The sequence below is a fragment of the Acinetobacter sp. N1-1 genome (genome assembly GCF_056711485.1).
In genome coordinates, this window is sequence record NZ_JBWXUO010000012.1 from 2,096,938 (window position 1) to 2,116,884 (window position 19,947).

At 35.3% G+C, this 19,947-nt stretch carries 18 protein-coding genes; 8 read left to right on the forward strand and 10 right to left on the reverse strand.

Going from position 1 to position 19,947, the window contains the following annotated elements:
- Positions 1–11 precede the first annotated feature (11 nt).
- The gene (locus AC1MPL_RS10435; RefSeq protein WP_479765870.1) at positions 12–815 is read left to right on the forward strand and encodes a YdcF family protein; all 804 of its coding nucleotides are present in this window, start codon (positions 12–14) and stop codon (positions 813–815) included.
- A gap of 39 nt (positions 816–854) precedes the next feature.
- On the opposite strand, the gene hemL is transcribed toward AC1MPL_RS10435, so the two are convergent.
- A complete protein-coding gene (gene hemL, locus AC1MPL_RS10440) occupies positions 855–2,150 on the reverse strand; it encodes a glutamate-1-semialdehyde 2,1-aminomutase (protein WP_479765872.1) in 1,296 nt (431 codons plus the stop codon).
- A gap of 7 nt (positions 2,151–2,157) precedes the next feature.
- Positions 2,158–2,784, reverse strand: a complete 627-nt coding sequence (gene thiE / locus AC1MPL_RS10445) for a thiamine phosphate synthase (protein WP_479765874.1) — start codon at positions 2,782–2,784, stop codon at positions 2,158–2,160.
- A gap of 167 nt (positions 2,785–2,951) precedes the next feature.
- On the opposite strand from thiE, the gene AC1MPL_RS10450 reads away from it, so the two are divergent.
- From AC1MPL_RS10450 to AC1MPL_RS10465, 4 genes are read left to right on the forward strand one after another with little or no spacing between them, the layout of a single operon-like run.
- Positions 2,952–4,445, forward strand: a complete 1,494-nt coding sequence (locus AC1MPL_RS10450; protein ID WP_479765875.1) for a TolC family protein — start codon at positions 2,952–2,954, stop codon at positions 4,443–4,445.
- A gap of 3 nt (positions 4,446–4,448) precedes the next feature.
- A complete protein-coding gene (locus AC1MPL_RS10455; protein WP_479765876.1) occupies positions 4,449–5,522 on the forward strand; it encodes an HlyD family secretion protein in 1,074 nt (357 codons plus the stop codon).
- On the forward strand, positions 5,522–6,652 hold the full coding sequence (locus AC1MPL_RS10460; protein WP_479765877.1) for an ABC transporter permease: 1,131 nt from the start codon (positions 5,522–5,524) through the stop codon (positions 6,650–6,652). The genes AC1MPL_RS10455 and AC1MPL_RS10460 overlap by 1 nt, the downstream gene beginning before the upstream one ends.
- Positions 6,649–7,749, forward strand: coding sequence for an ABC transporter permease (locus tag AC1MPL_RS10465; protein ID WP_479765879.1), 1,101 nt, complete (start codon positions 6,649–6,651; stop codon positions 7,747–7,749). Before AC1MPL_RS10460 ends, AC1MPL_RS10465 begins: the two co-directional genes overlap by 4 nt.
- Before the next feature lie 152 nt (positions 7,750–7,901).
- Here the strand turns inward: AC1MPL_RS10465 and ppk1 are convergent, their stop codons facing one another.
- The gene (ppk1, locus tag AC1MPL_RS10470) at positions 7,902–10,001 is read right to left on the reverse strand and encodes a polyphosphate kinase 1 (protein ID WP_479765880.1); all 2,100 of its coding nucleotides are present in this window, start codon (positions 9,999–10,001) and stop codon (positions 7,902–7,904) included.
- Between the two features lie 115 nt (positions 10,002–10,116).
- Positions 10,117–10,791: a monofunctional biosynthetic peptidoglycan transglycosylase gene (gene mtgA, locus AC1MPL_RS10475; RefSeq protein ID WP_479765881.1), complete on the reverse strand. Its 675-nt coding sequence runs from the start codon at positions 10,789–10,791 to the stop codon at positions 10,117–10,119.
- Between the two features lie 73 nt (positions 10,792–10,864).
- Here mtgA and AC1MPL_RS10480 point away from each other — a divergent pair, with 73 nt between their 5' ends.
- Positions 10,865–11,662, forward strand: a complete 798-nt coding sequence (locus AC1MPL_RS10480; RefSeq protein ID WP_479765883.1) for a rhomboid family intramembrane serine protease — start codon at positions 10,865–10,867, stop codon at positions 11,660–11,662.
- A gap of 76 nt (positions 11,663–11,738) precedes the next feature.
- On the opposite strand, the gene AC1MPL_RS10485 is transcribed toward AC1MPL_RS10480, so the two are convergent.
- On the reverse strand, positions 11,739–12,353 hold the full coding sequence (locus AC1MPL_RS10485) for a carbonic anhydrase (protein ID WP_479765884.1): 615 nt from the start codon (positions 12,351–12,353) through the stop codon (positions 11,739–11,741).
- Between the two features lie 208 nt (positions 12,354–12,561).
- On the opposite strand from AC1MPL_RS10485, the gene AC1MPL_RS10490 reads away from it, so the two are divergent.
- A complete protein-coding gene (locus AC1MPL_RS10490) occupies positions 12,562–13,572 on the forward strand; it encodes a hypothetical protein (protein WP_479765886.1) in 1,011 nt (336 codons plus the stop codon).
- Positions 13,573–13,607: 35 nt separating this feature from the next.
- Here the strand turns inward: AC1MPL_RS10490 and nfuA are convergent, their stop codons facing one another.
- On the reverse strand, positions 13,608–14,252 hold the full coding sequence (gene nfuA, locus AC1MPL_RS10495; RefSeq protein WP_479765887.1) for a Fe-S biogenesis protein NfuA: 645 nt from the start codon (positions 14,250–14,252) through the stop codon (positions 13,608–13,610).
- 147 nt (positions 14,253–14,399) lie between these two features.
- On the opposite strand from nfuA, the gene AC1MPL_RS10500 reads away from it, so the two are divergent.
- Entirely contained in the window at positions 14,400–15,023 is a 624-nt protein-coding gene (locus AC1MPL_RS10500) for a rhomboid family intramembrane serine protease (RefSeq protein WP_479765888.1), read from the forward strand.
- A 32-nt stretch (positions 15,024–15,055) separates the two neighbouring features.
- On the opposite strand, the gene AC1MPL_RS10505 is transcribed toward AC1MPL_RS10500, so the two are convergent.
- From AC1MPL_RS10505 to AC1MPL_RS10520, 4 genes are all read right to left on the reverse strand, one after another.
- Entirely contained in the window at positions 15,056–16,678 is a 1,623-nt protein-coding gene (locus AC1MPL_RS10505) for an inorganic phosphate transporter (protein ID WP_479765889.1), read from the reverse strand.
- 264 nt (positions 16,679–16,942) lie between these two features.
- Positions 16,943–17,425: a peptide deformylase gene (gene def, locus AC1MPL_RS10510; RefSeq protein ID WP_479765890.1), complete on the reverse strand. Its 483-nt coding sequence runs from the start codon at positions 17,423–17,425 to the stop codon at positions 16,943–16,945.
- Positions 17,426–17,437: 12 nt separating this feature from the next.
- Positions 17,438–18,253: a PhzF family phenazine biosynthesis protein gene (locus AC1MPL_RS10515; RefSeq protein ID WP_479765892.1), complete on the reverse strand. Its 816-nt coding sequence runs from the start codon at positions 18,251–18,253 to the stop codon at positions 17,438–17,440.
- Between the two features lie 65 nt (positions 18,254–18,318).
- Positions 18,319–19,713, reverse strand: a complete 1,395-nt coding sequence (locus AC1MPL_RS10520; RefSeq protein WP_479765894.1) for an L-cystine transporter — start codon at positions 19,711–19,713, stop codon at positions 18,319–18,321.
- Positions 19,714–19,947 lie beyond the last annotated feature (234 nt).

Here is a 19,947-nt window from a genome sequence, read left to right on the forward strand (position 1 = left end):
TGTTTAATCCAATGAAAATCCTAAAAAAATCACCTTATTTTCTATTTAACCAAGTACCACTTATGCTCGCTGGTATTATCTTGGTTTCAATAAATAGTTACCTTCTTTCATTACAAAAACGAGATTTAAGTACGCTTGCACCCTTAATGTTAGGCATACTTTTCATTATTCTCAGTATTATATGGAAACCCATTCAACGCTTTCTTACAAAACACTCGTACACTAAAAAAGCATGGCGACTTGCATGGTTATTCTTTTTTGTATGGCTCATTACACTCGGTATATTTTTTTGGAAAATCCAGCAAAATGTTTTAGCAACTAAACATGTTCCACATGTAGATAATATTATGGTTTTAGGATGTGGCACGATCAATGGTAAGCCAAGTCCTACATTACAACAGCGCTTAGACCGTGCAGCCGCTATTGCTCTACAACAGCCCTATACTCATATTATTTTAACAGGTGGATACACAACTGATCCTGACTTTAGCGAAGCACAAGTTATGGCCGAATACTTAAAGCGCAACTATAATATTAGAAATGATCGTATGCTCTTAGAAAATCAAAGTACAAGCACTTTTACTAACTTTCAAAATAGTGCTGTCATTATGGAAAAATATCATATTACAAAGCAAATGCCCTTAGCTGTCGTAACAAGTGAGTTTCACATACCTCGCTCAAAAGCAATCGGAGAGAAACAAGGATATTCTCATATATACATGGTCAGCGCTTCGACACCATTACTTACACGTTATAACTTATGGTTCAGAGAGTATTTTGCAACAATTCATGCAAAGCTCCTCAAAGAATTTTGACAACTTAAAAAAAAGGGGGATCACCCCCTTTTTTTAACCTTATTTTTTCATTGTAAGAAAGACTTCTTTTGCCATCTTCACAGTAAACTCAATATCTGTATCTGTATGTGCAGATGAAATAAAGCCCGCTTCAAATGCCGATGGTGCAAGGTTAACACCTCGCTCTAACATACCATGGAAAAATACTTTAAATGCTTCCGCATCACATTCTAGAATATCATCAAAGCTTGTAATTTCAGTTTGATCTGTGAAGTACAAGCCAAACATTGCGCCTGCTTGTTCTGTTTTAAAAGGCACACCAACCTCATCTGCAACCTGCTGCAATCCTACAAGTAATGCCTCCAGCTTTTTAGTTAGGTTCTCATAAAAGCTTGGTTCGCGCAGGTGTTTAAACATGGTGATCCCTGCACGCATTGCAAGAGGATTTCCTGAAAGCGTACCTGCCTGATATACACCACCCAACGGTGCAATACATTCCATAATTTCACGTTTACCACCAAAAGCACCAACAGGTAAACCAGCACCAATAATTTTTCCAAGCGTTGTTAAATCAGGTGTAACACCATAATATGCTTGCGCGCCACCTAATGAAACACGAAAACCCGTCATCACTTCATCAATAATAAATACCGATTGATGTGTATCACAAACTTCTCTAATTGCCTCTAAAAATCCTGCAATAGGTTTTACAAGGTTCATATTTCCAGCAACAGGCTCTACAATCACACCTGCAATTTCTGATCCATATTTTTCAAAGCATGTATGTAATGCTTCTATGTCGTTATATGGCAATGTAATCGTATGCTTTGCAAAATCTGCAGGAACACCTTTTGATGTTGGTTCACCAAGCGTCAGTAACCCCGAGCCTGCTTTCACAAGTAATGAGTCTGAATGACCGTGATAACAACCTTCAAACTTTACAATTTTGTCACGCCCAGTATAGCCACGTGCCAAGCGAATCGCTGACATTGTCGCTTCAGTACCCGAATTCGTCATACGTACCATTTCAATAGAAGGTACAACTTCACAAATAATATCGGCCAGAGTAGTTTCATGCACCGTTGGCGCACCAAAACTTAGACCGTCCTCTGCTGCAGTTTGTACAGCATGAATAATATCAGGATGTGCATGACCTAAAATCATTGGCCCCCAAGAACCAATATAGTCAACATATTTCTTACCATCGACATCCCAAAGATATGCACCTTTTGCTTTTTCAATAAATACAGGTGTGCCACCTACACCATTAAATGCACGCACAGGAGAGTTTACGCCACCAGGAATATGCTTACTTGCCTGTTCAAATAGCTGTACTTGCTTTGTAGAAAGTCCCATTTTTTACTCACTTTTCTTCAATATGAAATAGTTTTGTCCATGCATCAATACGTGCAGGAATATCTTGAATATCTCGTCCTAATACATCACTAATCACAGCACATAAATCTGCGCCAGCATCAATAACAGGTTGTGCATTTTCTACAGTTAAGCCACCAATCGCACAAATAGGTACGTTAAATCGTTTTCGTGCTTGTCTTACAACATCAACGCCAAAGCTTCCTGCTTCAGGTTTTGTTGCAGTTGCATAAATAGCGCCAAAAGCCACATAGGTCGCGCCTTCATCTATTGCAGTTTGTGCGAAATCTAAAGAGTTTTTACATGTTCTTCCAATAATCCTTTTATGCTTTTGTAATTGCTGAACTGCATCAATAATCTCCCCATCTCCCTGCCCTAAATGAACACCTAAAGAAAACTTTGACGCAAGTGCTAAGTTATCATTAATTACAAATGGGGTTTGATACTGCTCGCATAAAATCTTAATTTCTTTAATTTCTTCAATTTGCTGTTCATATTCAACTTTTTTACGGCGATATTGTAAGATTTGAACTTTCTGAGTTGCTAAAGCAATCTCTAATTTCTCAAAAAGTACTCGAAAAGGATCATCATTAGTAATGAGATAAAGTCCTCGCATAGATGCCTCAAGCCGAAATAGTAACTGAACTCGATTTTACGCACTTCGACTCTAAATTTCCAACTTTCTGATGAATAGTAAAATTTTATACAATGGTTTTATTACATGTAATATAGTGTTGTTTCTAGAAAATAGAATAATGATCAAAACTAAAGATCTATGACAATATGAAAAATTTTCGCTTTTTAAATCTTCAAGTAACATCAGATATTTCCAAATATCTTTTGCTTACCTTCGGCTTCATATACTCACAGCATAGTTTTTCTTATGATTTAAGCTATCAACAAGCAGAACAACAAACACTAAATACTAGTTATAGCACACAAGCAAGTCAGAGATTACAGCAAGCATCACAACTGAATGCAGAAGCTGTAAAACATGCTGGGCTTCCAAGTATTAACTTAAATGTGCGTGCATATAGTTTTCATGCAGAACAAAATATCTCTCTAAAAAGTATTAAGAATAATATTAGCCAAAGCATTTCACAAAATTTAAATAGTCAAATCTCAAATGTGGGATCGCAACTCGGAATAAATGCAGATGCAATCTCGCAAATTAGCCAAGCTGCTGATCAAAACATCTCTGATGGCATAAATAACCTCATTCCCGATCAGACCAATGTTATTGTAAAAGACCACGATATTCGACCAACAATTTCAGTCATTATGCCTCTATATACAGGCGGACTAATATCAAGCACAAAAGCGCTTGCATCACTACAAGCCTCTCGTGGTGAAATCACTGTACAACAGCAGGAAGATAATCAGCGATTTGAAGTAATTCAAAATTATTTTAATGTTCAATTGCAAAGAAAATTAGTTGATATCGCACAATTTAATGCCAATGCCATGCAAAAGCATGTCAATAATGCAATCAAACTTGAACAGCAAGGCTTCATCAGTAAGGGACAACGTATGCAATTTGAAGTTGCTTACAATAACTCGCTGAGAGCTTTAGACAACTTACAAATTCAATTACAACAAAGCCTTTTTGCATTACAACAACTTGTCAAAACTCAACAGCCTCTAAACCTCACCACAGCACTTTTTATCAATAGCTCAATGAGCCAACCTCTTACCAACATTTATAATCAACTTGATAATAAATCTACACTACTACGTAAAATGCAAATGGATACCCAACTTGCGGATCAAAACATTAAAATTCAGCGTGCATCGCAAAAACCAAGCCTATATGCATTTGGTGAATACGTGATAGACAACAAAGAAAATTGGGTGATTGGCATTGCTGCACGCTATAACCTCTTTTCAGGAATAGACCATAAAAAGCAAGTGCAAGCTGCTGAATTACAACGAGACGCTAGCACCTTTGCTACCGAGCGTACTAAGCAAGAGCTACAAAATCTAATTTTTAAAGCATATACCACCATGGAAGGTGCTCAACATACGCAACGCTTACTACAAGAAAATATGCAGGCAGCTCAAGAAAACTTACGCATTCAATCACTTTCTTTTAAAGAGAATATGGGCACAGCCACTCAAGTGGTAGATGCGGAAAATATCTATCATGCCATGCAAGCTGAATCTGCCATGAATGCTTATAAATACATACTCGCCCTTGCAGCACTGTTACAAGCCAATGGTTCAATTAAGCAATTTCCTCAATATATTAATCAATCAAATACAATATTTATTCATTAATGCATGCAAGAGAACTCCATGAACGAACAAAATAATGAGAAAAATGCTTCGTCTGAACATACATCCGAAATGAAGCAAAATAATTTCCAAAAAAAATTAATCAAAATTATTATATTAGTAATTATTTTACTTCTCATCTTAGCTCTAATTGGTTTTGGACTATGGAAAAGCTATCAACCTGAAGAGGTATCTATTCAAGGTCGTGTTGAAGCCGAAGTTATTCATGTCAGTACTAAACTACTTAGTCGTATCGATGATATTTACGTTTCTGAAGGGCAAGTGGTCACTCAAGGACAACCACTCGCTCGCTTACATAGTCCTGAAATTGATGCAAAAAAACAACAAGCTCTTGCCTCTTTACAGTCTGCTTTAGCCTTACAGGCAACGACCAATCGTGGTACACGTGAAGAAAACCTTGCTAGCCTATATGCAAATTGGCAAAGCTTACGTGCACAACAACAACTTGCACACACGACTTATCAACGTGGAGCAAATCTTTATCAAGAAGGTGTTATTTCTAGACAACGTCGAGATGAAATGTTTGCTGCACAACAATCATCTGCACAAATGACAGAAGCTGCCTACCAACAATATAAACGTGCAAAAGATGGAAGTACAACCGAACAGAAATCAATGGCAGATGCTCAAGTAGAAATTGCTCAGGCTGCCGTAAATGAAGTAAAGTCTTTGGAATCAGAAACACAGTTACTCGCCCCAATTCATGGAACTATCGCAAATATTTATGGTAATCCGTCTGAACTTGTTGCAACAGGCGTACCCGTCATTGATATCGTAGATACAGCACATCTTTGGGTGAGTTTAAATATTAGAGAAGACCAATATTCAAATATTTATAATAAAAATAGTATTGAGGGATTTGTGCCTGCACTTAACCAAAATATGACTTTTAAAATTGAGAATATAGACCCTCAAGGCAACTTTGCCACGATTAAAACAACGCGCCAAACAGGAGGGTACGATATTCGTAGCTTTAAGCTACACCTAACGCCTGAAGATCGTCACATTCCCATTAAAGAAGGAATGAGTGTCATCTTTAAGGTAGAAGAGGGACACTAATGTATAAAGCATTATGGAGAGAGCTTCACTACTTGCGAACACACAAATGGGATCTTTCTATGCTTACCATTGCACCACTGCTGATTATTCTTATTTTCAGCAGCATGCTCATGCAAGGAAAACCTGAGCAGCTCCCTATTGCAATTATTGACCAAGATCAAAGCCAGCTCAGTGCAAAAATCACCAATTACTTGGCATTAAATCACTCACTACATATACAACTACAAACAGCCGATCAAAGCTATGCTGAAAAAAGTTTAAATAAAACCCAAGTTTGGGGTTATGTCCTTATTCCCTACGGTGCCGAGAAACGTCTTGTACGTGGTCAAGATGCTCAGATTGCAATTACATACAATCAATCTTTTTTCAGTATTGGAAATACAATTTCATCAGCAATGCTTACATCTACAGCAGAAGCAACGATTGATTTTTTAGAAAAAAACCACTTCAAAAACAATATTCCTTACTTAGATATTTCTGCACCACATGTAAAGGTTTCGCCATTATTTAACCCAACTTTAGACTATGAGTTATTTTTAGAACCTTTTCTAATCCCTGCACTCCTTCACCTCATTATTTGCTGCTCAATTGCATTTTCTGTCGGGCAAGAAATGAAGTTTAAAACCATACCTCAATGGTTAGACAACATATCATTAAGCCAAGCTATTTTTGCAAAAAGTCTTATACATAGTAGTATTTTATTTAGTTGGTCACTTTTATGGCTATTTTGGCTTACAGTCATTCGTGGCTGGTTTATAGCTGGAAACTTATTACTGCTATTGGTCGCGCTATTTTTACTTTACTTAAGTTATGCGCTACTGATCACAGCAGTAACACTTGCCATCAAAGATTTAACACGTACTTTTGGTGTAATTGCAATTTATGGCGGTTCATCTTTAAGTTTTGCAGGTGTTACACTTCCCTTAAATAATGCCCCATTTTTCACACAGTTATGGTCAAACCTGATTCCCTATACACCTTATGTAAAACTACAAACGGAACAATGGGTTGTTGGTAGTCCTACATATATTTCTACACCCCCCTTTTTATTACTTATTCTTTTTTGTTTTATTGGTTATTTACTGTCAGTTATTAGCTTAAAAAAAGTAAGTCAGGAGGCTAAAACATGAAGTCATTCCTGTTCTATTTCTTTAAAACCTTTAAAGATATAAAAGGCTTTTCTGCTGTTTTTACAACCCTCATCTTAGGCTCTATACTCTATGGTTTTTTCTATCCAACAGCATATAAAGCACAGCAAGCAGAAGACCTGCCTGTTATTATCGTAGATCAAGACCAAAGTGCTTTAACCAATCAGATCATTAACACAATTAACTCGAACCCCAATATTAGAATTACTCAAATTACAACGAACTTTTTGGAGGCACAACAACAAGTCCAAGCACAAAAAGCAGATGCAATTTTGCTCCTTCCCGAAAAGTTATCTTCAGAATTACTTACAGACCCAAAAAATACAGGGATTGGTCTTTATATCAGTTCGGCATATTTAATTCGTGTGAAACAAATTACATCAGGTTTAGCAATATCTTTAGAAAATATTATAGAGAGCTATCTACAACGCTTCAGTAAAGTAAGTCATTTTAGTCCTAAACTACCGATTCATCAAATTCCTTTATTTAATACCCTGTCAGGATATGGCAGCTACATTTTTCCTTCAGTTGCACCTTTAATTATTCATCAAACCATCTTACTAGGTGTAGGTATGCTTATTGCTGGCTATAGAGAAAAAAGAAGATGGCAACCACAGCCTAATGAGTTTTTCGGTTTTTTTGCAGCAATATTTTTAATTGGCTGTTTAACCAGTTTTTATTTATTTGGTTTTATATTTTGGTTATACGATTATCCACGTGGTGGAAACTTTTTAGGCATGCTCATCGCTGTACCCATATTTATTAGCTGTATTATTGCACTTAGTATGTTTATTGCTAGCTTTTTCGATATGCCTGAACGTGTTGGTCATATCCTTGTACCTACATCTATTGTACTATTTCTTTTAAGTGGTACATCATGGCCCCTACAAGCAATGCCTCTGCCACTTCAATGGTTTAGTTTATGCCTCCCCTCTACCCATGCAATTCAAATGTTCATTCAATTAAACCAAATGGGTGTACCGACAGAAATAATTATACCTAAGCTGATATTTTTAAGTATCAGTGGCTTTATTTTCTTAGTTCTCGCCTATATCCAACTATGCAAAATAAGTAAGTAACCACTCCCATTTTTTGCATACACTGACTCATTTTAAAAATAGTTATAATCCATGAAATCACTAAAATACGCTTGGATATTCTGCAAAGGAAAATAGAAGCCATCAATAGCTTTAATACAAACTCAAAGCTATTGATGAATAGACTTTATAATCTAGCGAAATGCTTCTATAAGTACTTGTTGCGAGTTATGTGGAACCTCGCCTTCTTGTCTTTGTACTCGTGCCCAAGAACCATCACCACTTAATACCCAAGCACGCTCATTATCTTTTAAATAGTTTAATAAACCTTGCTGATAAATACATTTTCGTAATGTTGGATCTTCAACAGGAAAACATGCTTCAACACGATTAAACAGATTACGGTTCATCCAGTCTGCACTTGAACCATAAATACGTGCATTCCCATTATTGCTGAAATAAAACACACGTGTATGTTCAAGGAAACGTCCAACGATCGAACGTACATGAATATTTTCAGATAGTCCTGGCAACCCCGGACGTAAACAACAAATTGAACGAATAATTAAATCAACTTTTACACCCGCTTGAGAGGCTTCATACAATTTATTAATTAATTGAACTTCTGTCAGTGCATTTACTTTAATAATAATATGCGCTTCTTTACCCTCATTGGCATGAGCAATCTCATCATCAATAAACCCAAGTAAATGGCTATGTAATGTAAATGGCGCATGCAATAACTTCTTGAGTTTTGCCATTTTGCCCATACCAGTAAGCTCTTGGAAAATACGATGTACATCTTCACATAGTTCTTTATCTGTTGTTAATAAACCATAGTCTGTATACATACGTGCATTACCCGCATGGTAATTTCCCGTACCTAAATGTGCATAACGAGCAAGCTTATTATTTTCACGACGAATAACCAAAATCATTTTCGCATGTGTTTTATAGCCTACAATACCGTAGACAACAACAGCTCCAGCCTCCTGCAATACATTGGCAACAGCAATATTTGATTCTTCATCAAAACGGGCACGCAACTCAATAACAGCTGTAACTTCTTTACCATTTCTTGCAGCTTCAGCAAGTACCTGTACAATTTCTGAATCAGGGCCACTTCTATATAAAGTTTGTTTAATTGCCAGCACTTTAGGATCACGCGCTGCTTCTCTCAGTAAAGTAATTACAGGAGCAAAAGATTCAAATGGATGGTGTAATAAAATATCTTGTTTTTTCATTGCAGAAAAAATATTTTCTGACTTACGAAGTACTTTTGGAATAACAGGCGTATATGCTGCATATTTCAAATGAGGACGTTTGAAATTAGAAACTAGACGTGCAAGATTTACAGGGCCATCAACCTTATATAACTGTTCTTCATGCAGTTCAAACTCATTGAGTAAATACTGGTAAATATGCTTTGGACAACTTTGAGTTACCTCTAAACGTACAGCACGACCAAAACGGCGTGAACTTAATTCACCTTTTAATGCAATTGCAAGGTCTTCAACATCTTCATTTAGCTCTAAATCGGCATTACGGGTTACCCTAAACTGATAACAGCCTGTTGCCGTCATGCCTGGAAATAAATCAGAAACATGCTCATGAATAATTGCAGACAACATCACATGATGCTCTTTGCCATCCGTCAATTCATCAGGTAAGCGCACAACACGTGGCAATGAACGAGGTGCAGGAACAACAGCTAAGTCAATTTGGCGACCAAAGGCATCTTTTCCTTCTAAAGTTACAATAAAGTTTAAACTTTTATTCACTAAACGAGGAAATGGATGTGCTGGATCTAAACTAATCGGAGTTAAAACTGGGGCAACTTGATCATGAAAATATTTCTTCACCCATGCAGTTTGTGCAGGAGATAGTTCTCCTCGACGCAAAAAGCAAATATCTTCTTCTCTTAACTTAGGTAAAATTTCCTGATTTAAAATTCGATACTGGCGCTCAATTGCTTCATGCGCTGTTTTTGAAATTTGTTCGAGAACTTGTTTAGGTGTAAGACCATCGGGTGTATGACTTTCATTCCCTAAAGTTAATTGCTCCATAACGCCAGCAACACGAATTTCAAAAAATTCATCCATATTGCGTGAGAAAATAAGCAAAAAATTTAATCTTTCAAGGAGAGGATGGAGAGGATCAACAGCTTGCTCTAGTACTCTTAAGTGAAAATCTAAAATAGATAACTCACGATTAATATATCGTTCATTATAAGTATATTCTGGGAAATAGGTATTTTCTTCGTAATTTTCCACAGCATGCGCCTCTGTATTCATATACTGTTCCATAATAAGCATTATGCGATTTTCTTTTCTAATTATGCGTTATATTTATGGCAATTTCATAAAGAAATGCGTAATTCATAAACAAACAATACATTTAAATATTTGTTTATGGTATTTGTGTAGAGTTAATATACTTCACAATAAAATGTTCACGAAAATGTAACTTTTTATCGTTAGGATGGTTTTGAAAATATTTAGGATCAGGTAATAATGCAGCCAAAAATATTGATTGTTGCTTGGTTAAATATTTACTCTCTTTTTTAAAATAATATTGCGAAGCTGCCTCTACTCCATATAAATTCTCACCAAACTCAACCGAGTTCAAATATACTTCTAATATTCTTTTTTTAGACCACATTTTTTCCATCATTAAAGTAATAATGGCTTCTTGAAATTTTCTAAAATAAGAACGTTGATTATAAAGGAAAAGATTTTTTGCTAACTGTTGCGTAATTGTTGACCCACCTGCCACAATACTACCATTTTCCTCATTACGCGCTAAAGCCACTTGCATACCATCCCAATCAAACCCATGATGTTCTAAAAACTTGCCATCTTCACCAGTTATTACTGCTTGTTTTATATAAGGACTCATATGCGAATAACTGACCCATGTATGATCCACTTCAGTTACACTATTTTCCCATGCATCAATACGCATGAACATTGTTGTTTCAACAGGATGATCAGACCACCAATATAAAGAAATAAAAACCCACATTTGAACAAGAATAAATAAAATACTTAAGAATTTAATAATACTTAAAAAAATGTTCTTCATGAATGTAACTTTCTCCAAAGCACAGGTTCTGTTAAGCTGAGACTAAAAATTTGCCAAGCATAGCATGTATAAAATGGAACAACCTTTATTTTATAAAAGTAAATTAAGGCTTAAATTATGGTGGGTTACGGCACTTCTTATTGCCTTGAATACACTACTTTACACTTTGCAAATTAGTACAGGCGTCAATAGCAGTACACCAAGCGCAATAGATGCTATTCAATGGGGTGCAGACTATGCCCCTCTTACAATGACCACTGAACCATATAGAATATTCACATGCCTATTCTTTCATTTTGGTTTTATTCATTTAGCTCTAAATATGTGGTCACTTTATATTTTTGGTTCAATTGCAGAACAGATATATGGTCGTTGCTACTATATTGCACTTTACATTCTTGCAGGAATTACAGGTAGCTTATTTACTGAGTGGCTTAGCATTCATAACAGCTATGTATTACTAGAAAAATTTTCTCAAAATCTTGTACCCACCATTAATGGTGGTGCTTCAGGTGCAGTTATGGGGATTGGTGGTGCCCTCACATTACTGGCATTTTTCCCACCAACATCTACACAAAAATTTATTTTAAGTAAAAAAACACTTATTATTGTTATGCTTATTAATTTAAGTGTTGGCTTATTTACACCCAATATTAATAATATGGCTCATATTGGTGGAACTATTATGGGGGCATTATTAAGTTTTATTTGGTATTTACTCGAAAAAAATACTTACAAATTACCAAAACCTATTTTGGCTATTATTTTTGGTGGTTTTCTTAATATTATAATATACCTATATTGCAAACATGAAGTACAAGGAGTTTATCAGCTATGGATAGATATTTTAAATAGCAATCCATTTAATTAATAATGATTAAGTTCACATAATAATTAAAAACATATTAAAGGCTCTCATTTTAAGCCTTTAATATGTTTAAAATATTTTAGAAATCAAAGAAAGTGACTTCACCTGTTTCTAATGAATACTCAGCACCTACTATTTTTAATTTACCCTGTGCAATTAAATTTTCAAGTACAGATGAACCATGGCGCAACTGATTTACAGAAGCAAATACATTTGACCTTACAGCATGTTCACATAGTTTTGGTAAATCATCTTTTAACTCTGTTTGCATTAAAATTTCAACAGATGGACGTACACGATTGACAATCGACATCAGATTATTTGATGGTGGCTGATCTGGATTACGTAGTGTATCAATTGTTGCTTTAACAGCACCACAATGACTATGACCAAGCACGACTACAACAGCACAATCATAACTTGCAGCAGCAAACTCTACACTTCCAACTTGTGATGGTGCAACAATATTCCCTGCGACACGAATTACAAAAAGATCCCCTAACCCTTGGTCAAATATAATTTCTGCAGGTACACGCGAGTCTGAACACCCTAAAATAATCGCAAATGGATTTTGATCTGCTGTTAACTGCGAGCGATGCTCTTGAGAGATTAAGTCTGGAATAGATGATTTACCATTTGCAAAACGCTGGTTTCCTTGTTTTAAGCGATCTAGTGCTTCTTGTGCTGTCAGCATGATTTTTCCTATCTCGTTTTATCAAAATAATAAATTGGCTATATTCTAGGTGGCGACAGCATGCTTGTCACTGACTAAAAAGGTCTACACACTACATTTATACCTATCAATCTTATACAAAATGCTATTTTAAATACGGAAAACTATAGCCTGATCAACTTAGCACGTTATACTATAAATAAATTGTACTTACAATAAGACCTCTCATATGGACAATCGTCTAAAAAACCCTATTATTGAACAACTTATAGAATCTCAAATTGCATTTTTAGAAGACGTTTTAAATTCAAAAACATATATTAATGATGAAGCAATTTCACTATATCATTGGTTATCAACCAAAAAAATTAAAGACTTTGGAACACCAGAGCCAATATATCTTTGTATTAAAAAAAAGATGTTAGATAAAGCACTCCCCTCTATACTTTTAAAAAACTTTGCACAGCAGCTTCACTTTTCAGCCGTCCATTCAGTCAATAATAATACTAAAATTGCACACATTATAGATGTCATGACAGTCGACCGTTTAGCCCAGTTTATTGCAAATAAAGAAACATCTCGACAAGCATTTATACATTTTATTATCAATCACCCTTCTTTTTCTACAATCATGGCACAACTTATTCAGCAAGCCATTCAACAATATTTTGACGAAAATTTATCTTCAAAAATATCGAACATGAGTAAAATCATGAAAGTTGGAAAATCAGTTTTTGAAAATATGACTGATGCAACTTTAGAAAAGACAATCGCTCAATATGTAGAAAAAAATATCTTAAAATTAGGTCATATGAGCGAACATGTTTTAAATAAACATTTAACAAATGATCGACTCTATCATTTACAAGCAGAGCTGTGGCACCAAATTAAAGATACGACGCTTTCTAAAGTAACTAAGCCACTATCTACAGACAACCTGACCGAGTTGGTCGATATTATAAATGAGTTTTGGAATACTTTTAGACAAACAGATTATGCGAAAATAGGATTACAAGACAGCCTACATACATGGTACAACCATAACAAAGATCATACTTTCAGTTACTTATTTAAAAGTTTAAATATAGATGAAGCATTTCTTCAGGAGGAGTTTACATCTATGTTCAAGCCAATTATTGAACAGCTTATTGATGAAGGCTATCTAAAGTCACGAATATACACACTTTTAGCAGATTTTTACTATAATGAAGACACCTTAAAGCTATTAAAACAGATATAAAAAAGGCGCAATATGCGCCTTTTCTCGTTAACTACTTATTTATAATAAGCACCTTCAGATTTAGAGTGATCTGTTTCGTCAACCACACGTTGTAATTCAGGTATATATTCTTTCAATGTTGTTTCAACACCTTGCTTTAAAGTTACATCAATTGCTGAACATCCCTGACAACCACCACCGAATTTTAGAACTGCCGTTAAACCATGCTCTTCATTTTCTTCAACAGCAACTAAACTACAGTTCCCACCATGACTTGCCAATCCAGGATTAATCTCAGACTGTAATACATAAGTGATACGCTCTTCCATAGAAGCATCTGGCCCTACACGAGGTACTTTAGAGTTTGGAGCGCGAAATGTGAGCTGTCCACCAAAGCGATCTTTATTATAGTCAATGACAGCATCTTTAAGATATGGAATGGATGGCGCATCAACAAATGCTGGAAAGTCAGGATAGTCTTGCTTATAGTCAGTTTCAACGACTTCATCAGGGGCACTATATGCCATACAACACTCAGCACGTGGCGTTCCTGCATTTTCTACAAATACACGTACACCTATACCTGGCGTATTTTGCTTTGCCAATAATTCGCTTAAGTACTCTTGTGCAGAAGGAGTAATTAATAGATTTGGTATATCTTCACTTGCTGCCTGAGTCGTGCCGACATTTTCCATAGACATATTATCTTTCCTCAACCTGAAGGTACTTAGTTTAACTGAAGATATGGGGTAATTACCAAAAATCAATGCATTTCGTCGGATTTATTTTAATTTCATATCTTATATTTTTTATGTCATGATAAGTTAAGTTAACTACTTTGTCATATTATGCTAGACCTTCCATTTAACCATAGTATTACACTTATTATTATTACTGTCATTGTTTCACTTTTGGCATTTTCTAATCAGAATATTATGAATCGTCTTATTTTCTGGCCTCCTGCCATAGGAAAAGGACAATTTGATCGATTCATTACTCATGGATTTGTTCATGCAGATGGTGCTCACCTTCTCTTTAACATGATCACTTTATTCTTCTTTGGTAGTGCAATTGAGATTTTTTACCGTCAATATGCCTTTAACATGGGCTTTGTGCTGTTTTATTTAGGTGGATTAATTATTTCTATTCTTCCAAGCTATTTAAAGCATAAAAATGACTTCCAATGGGCAAGTCTTGGTGCATCTGGTGCTGTTTCTGCTGTTCTTTTTGCATATATTCTTTTTAAGCCTTGGAACTTAATTTTTGTTTTTTTTGTACCTGTCCCCGCAATTATTTTTGCTGTTCTTTATGTCGCTTATACAATATGGTCGAATAAACGTAATAATAATCACATCAATCATAGTGCACATCTTTGGGGTGCAGCTTATGGCATCATTATTACCATTATTATTGAACCTAAAATTATTCCTCACTTTATTAATCAGCTCATTCACATTCCTTTTTTGAGTTAAAAAAAAGGGCTGATATCAGCCCTTTCATGTATTTAAAAAATATGTAGAAACAACCAATATAGACTGCCTGATAAGATAATTGTTACAGGCAATGTCAGTACCCAAGCTGAAATAATACTTTTAATCGTTGACCATTGTAGACCTGACTTATTGGCAACCATTGTTCCCGCAACAGCACTATTTAAAACATGTGTTGTAGAAACTGGCATACCTAGACCATCAGCGGCAGCAATTGTCGTCATTGCAACTAACTCAGCAGATAAACCCTGCCCGTATGTCATATGATCTTTACCAATTCTTTCGCCAACAGTCACAACAATACGCTTCCAACCAACCATCGTGCCTAAACCTAATGCCAACGCAACAGCAACTTTCACCCAATTTGGAATATATTGTAAGAAACCATCTAAACCTTTTTGATAAGATTTAATTGTTTTCTGTTGAGCCTCATTCCACTGTGGTAAAGCTTTTTGTTTACCAAGTGCTTTAAAAGTTGTCGTGCTTAAATACATTTCATTGCGAATATCACTGACACTTTGCTCAGGAATATTTTTCAAAGAATTGTAAGGTGCCAGCTCTTGCCCTAAACCGTAAGTCATACTTGCAAGTGCAGGTAAAACATCAGCGGTTGCTTTTTTGTCTTGAATATAGCGTGTCAGAATATCTTTTGCTTCTTTACGATTATATTTTTGCGTATTATCTGCTGAAATAATAAGAGCTGCTTCTTGAGATAATCCCTTAAACGCTTGTAACTGATTACTATCAATATTTTTATTTAATGAATAAGCAAGTGGTACTAAGCCAATCAGAATAAGCATAATAAGCCCCATTCCTTTTTGACCATCGTTTGAACCATGTGCAAAGCTTACGCCTGTACATGTAAAAATAAGCAACGCACGAATAACTAAAGGTGGTGGCTTGCTCCCTTCAGGTGCTTTAAATAACTCTAATTGCTTTCTAAAAACAAACTTAACAAGTAAGAATACAACAGCAGCAAGTGCAAAACCTATTAATGGCGAAAATAGAAGTGCTTTACCTACTTTCATGACTTGTTCCATATCAATACCGCTAGTTCCAGCCTCAGCTGCAGTATTTAGGATATGATTCATAAGACCAATACCTAAAATAGAACCAATCATTGTATGTGAACTTGAAGCAGGAATACCAAAGAACCATGTTCCTAAATTCCATAGAATTGCAGCGATTAACAATGCAAATACCATTGCAAAGCCAGCACCACTACCTACATTCATAATCAGTTCAACAGGAAGCAAAGCAATAATGCCGTATGCCACTGCACCACTTGCTAATAACACACCAAGAAAATTACAAAAACCTGCCCACATAACAGCAATTGGTGCAGGCAAAGCATTTGTGTAAATCACTGTTGCAACAGCATTGGCTGTATCATGAAAACCATTTACAAACTCAAAGCCTAACGCAATAAAAAGTGCTGTAGATAGTAAAATGACAGAATAAAGACTCAGGGGAGGAACGTTTGCAAGATCAGCATTTAGCTGAAATCCGATATAAACAAGTGTAGAAATAATAATTGTAAGAAACACCGGCATGAAGAATTTAGGTGTAGGCACATTTACATTTTTACTATTCATCGCATCAGGAGGTACGGAATCTTGTTTAGAAGATGTATTCATTTTCATGCTGCATGTATGACGAAACTTTATAGGTGGCCATATTGTTTAATTAAATTATGACAGTTATATGACATTTTTATTTATTATGCACTAAAAGACCACCTTCCGCCTCCTTTAAGAGCAAAAAGTGTACTAAAAAAATACCTATTTAAATTGTTATTTTCACATAAAACTTGATTACTATTTAAAACTTCAAATTAAGTCTCTCATTTCATTTAACTTTGTTTAATTTGCACGATAAATATTTCAGAAAAATGAAAATATCTATAAATAGCTTACAAATAAAACCCCATTTAAATGATCTATTTCATGCTGAATAATTCGTGCAGGAAATCCAGTAAAATTTTGCTGTATTCTTTCACCTCTAATCGTATAGTATTCAACAACTAATTTATCTGCACGTAAAACATTTCCCCTTGCTCCGAACACACTCAAACACCCTTCTTCCCCTAAAATACTTTCTCTAGATTTGGTAATAATTTCAGGGTTAACCATAACAATTTCAGGCATTTCTGGTGCATTCGGATATCGTGGATTTGGTCTTGATGCGACAACAATAATTCTTTTTGAAACATAGACCTGTGGTGCTGCAATCCCAACGCCATGATGATACCTCATAGTTGTTTGCATTGCTTGTACAAGCTGCCGCAACCATAACGAACCAAACTCCTTTGCACTTACCTTTGCTGCAATGAGTTTAAGTATACCTTCACCATCTTGTGCAATAGGTAACACCACTTCAGCCATATGCTATTCCTTTTAAATATGAATATCTGCAATCATATATAATTTTGCCTGACCAGAAATTTCTATACGATCATTTGGCAAAATTTCACCATATAACCAACCACCTCTAGATGATGCTTGATAAGCAATAATTACATCTTTTTCCAATTTTTCAGACCAAAGTGGAATAATAGCTGTATGAATTGAACCAGTGACTGGATCTTCATTTACACCAATTGCAGGCGCAAAATAACGGCTGATGCAATCATAGTCTTTATTACCCTGTGCCGTAATAACAATATCACGTGTTTTACCGTAAATTTCTTTTGATGCTAAACTAATTTCTCGTAATTTTAAAAAGTCTGGCTGTACATCTAAAACCTGTTGAGCATTTTCGTATTCAATAATATAGGCCTGATTATTTAAATGCACTTGCTTAAATGGAATATCAAATGCGGTATTTAATGCTTTAGGATAATCTTCTAACTTCTTTGCTCTTAAAATTGGAAAATTCATGACAACTTTTTCATTCTTTTGTCGAATATAGAAAGTTCCTAACTCACGTGTTTCAAATTCGATATATTCTAGCCCTTCAACTTCTTGGAATAAAATAAATGCACTGGCTAATGTTGCATGTCCACAAAATGGTACTTCATCTGTTGGTGTAAACCAGCGAATATCATAGTTATTTAATGTATTTCTCTTTACAAATGCTGTTTCAGACAAATTATTTTCTAGTGCAATATGTTGCATTAAACCGTCATCTAACCAATCATCTAATACAATAACTGCCGCAGGATTTCCTTTAAATAATTGTGTTGTGAATGCATCAACTTGGTACATCTTCATTATTATATCCTCAAAAAAAAGAGCAAATGCTAAAAACATTTGCTCTTTTAATATACTTCAAATGATCAACTATTTACGAGATCTTTATCATTTTCCTGATCAAATTTATTTTTATCTGTCAGTCCCATGACCTGACTCGTAAAAGTACCTGCTGTCATTGAGCCGTTAACATTTAATGCTGTTCTTCCCATATCAATTAATGGTTCAATTGAGATAAGTAATGCAGCCAATGTAATTGGGAACCCTAATGCAGGTAATACGATAAGTGCAGCAAATGTTGCTCCACCACCTACACCTGCCACACCAATTGAACTCATGGTCACAATACCAGCCAGAGTTAATATCCATAAAGGATCTAAAGGGTTTACCCCCATTGTTGGCGCAACCATCACTGCAAGCATTGCAGGATATAATCCTGCACAGCCATTTTGACCAATTGTTGTACCAAACGATGCTGAAAAGCTCGCAATTGACTCAGGTACACCAATACGATTAGTTTGTGCTTCAATACTCATTGGAATACTTGCAGCACTAGATCGGCTTGTAAATGCAAAAGTAATCACAGGCCATACTTTCTTAAAGAAACGAATTGGGTTAATTCCTGAGCCTGCCAAGATAAGCGCATGTACAACAAACATGATAGCAATACCAACATAAGAAGCTGCTAAGAAGCCACCAAGTTTTAAAATATCTGCCAAGTTTGAACTTGCAACAACTTTTGTCATCAGTGCAAAAACACCATACGGCGTTAATGTCATCACTAAACGAACAAGCTTCATGATCCACATTTGTGCAGTATCTATTGCTGTTAAAACATACTTCCCTTTTGCTTCATCATCTTTAAGTAAGCGTAAAGCTGCCACACCCAAAAATGCTGCAAAAATGACTACACTAATAATTGCAGTTGGTTTTGCACCTGTTAAATCTGCAAATGGATTGGTCGGAATAAAAGATAAAATAAACTGGGGAACACTTAAATCAGTCAATTTTCCAACATAGTCAGATTGTAATGCACTCAAACGTGCTGTTTCAGCTGCACCTTGTACTAGACCATCTGCAGTCAAACCAAAAAGTCGCGTCACAAAAACAGCAACTAAAGCTGCAATAAATGTGGTTACAAGCAACGTACCTATACTAAGAAAACTTATTTTTCCCAAAGAAGACGTCGCTGTATGCAATTTTGCCACTGCACTCAAAATAGAAATAAAAACCAGTGGCATAACAACCATTTGTAAAAGTTTCACATAACCATTACCAACAATATTAAACCAACTAATCGAATCAGTTAAAATTTGAGCACCTGTCGGGTAAACTAAATGTAGTCCTAATCCAAACAGCACACCCAGCACTAGCCCTGAAAGTACTTTCTTAGAAAGACTCCATGTTGTTTTACGTGTTTGTGCAAGCAACAATAGTAAAATCACAAACACCACAGTGTTTATGATAAGTGGCATGCTCATCGCAACTCCTAGCCAAATGGCTATTCTCAAAATCAGATATAATTACCATTTATTATAAAGTAAATAGATAAATAACGAGAGCCATTCTCTTCTTCAAAATTTTAATATAATTAGCCTTTATTTTCATAATATTATTTTTTATTTTAAAAACAAGATCTTAAAAACACAAAAAACATAAAAATATCGTTATTCTTTTTTCTTACTAAGCTTAGTTTAAATTTTTATAAGAATAAA

Coding starts and splice junctions, on each gene's coding strand:
- AC1MPL_RS10435 (WP_479765870.1), top strand. CDS start 12: ATGAAAATCCTAAAAAAATCACCTTATTTTCTATTTAACCAAGTACCA.
- hemL (WP_479765872.1), bottom strand. CDS start 2,150: ATGGGACTTTCTACAAAGCAAGTACAGCTATTTGAACAGGCAAGTAAG.
- thiE (WP_479765874.1), bottom strand. CDS start 2,784: ATGCGAGGACTTTATCTCATTACTAATGATGATCCTTTTCGAGTACTT.
- AC1MPL_RS10450 (WP_479765875.1), top strand. CDS start 2,952: ATGAAAAATTTTCGCTTTTTAAATCTTCAAGTAACATCAGATATTTCC.
- AC1MPL_RS10455 (WP_479765876.1), top strand. CDS start 4,449: ATGCAAGAGAACTCCATGAACGAACAAAATAATGAGAAAAATGCTTCG.
- AC1MPL_RS10460 (WP_479765877.1), top strand. CDS start 5,522: ATGTATAAAGCATTATGGAGAGAGCTTCACTACTTGCGAACACACAAA.
- AC1MPL_RS10465 (WP_479765879.1), top strand. CDS start 6,649: ATGAAGTCATTCCTGTTCTATTTCTTTAAAACCTTTAAAGATATAAAA.
- ppk1 (WP_479765880.1), bottom strand. CDS start 10,001: ATGAATACAGAGGCGCATGCTGTGGAAAATTACGAAGAAAATACCTAT.
- mtgA (WP_479765881.1), bottom strand. CDS start 10,791: ATGAAGAACATTTTTTTAAGTATTATTAAATTCTTAAGTATTTTATTT.
- AC1MPL_RS10480 (WP_479765883.1), top strand. CDS start 10,865: ATGGAACAACCTTTATTTTATAAAAGTAAATTAAGGCTTAAATTATGG.
- AC1MPL_RS10485 (WP_479765884.1), bottom strand. CDS start 12,353: ATGCTGACAGCACAAGAAGCACTAGATCGCTTAAAACAAGGAAACCAG.
- AC1MPL_RS10490 (WP_479765886.1), top strand. CDS start 12,562: ATGGACAATCGTCTAAAAAACCCTATTATTGAACAACTTATAGAATCT.
- nfuA (WP_479765887.1), bottom strand. CDS start 14,252: ATGTCTATGGAAAATGTCGGCACGACTCAGGCAGCAAGTGAAGATATA.
- AC1MPL_RS10500 (WP_479765888.1), top strand. CDS start 14,400: ATGCTAGACCTTCCATTTAACCATAGTATTACACTTATTATTATTACT.
- AC1MPL_RS10505 (WP_479765889.1), bottom strand. CDS start 16,678: ATGAATACATCTTCTAAACAAGATTCCGTACCTCCTGATGCGATGAAT.
- def (WP_479765890.1), bottom strand. CDS start 17,425: ATGGCTGAAGTGGTGTTACCTATTGCACAAGATGGTGAAGGTATACTT.
- AC1MPL_RS10515 (WP_479765892.1), bottom strand. CDS start 18,253: ATGAAGATGTACCAAGTTGATGCATTCACAACACAATTATTTAAAGGA.
- AC1MPL_RS10520 (WP_479765894.1), bottom strand. CDS start 19,713: ATGAGCATGCCACTTATCATAAACACTGTGGTGTTTGTGATTTTACTA.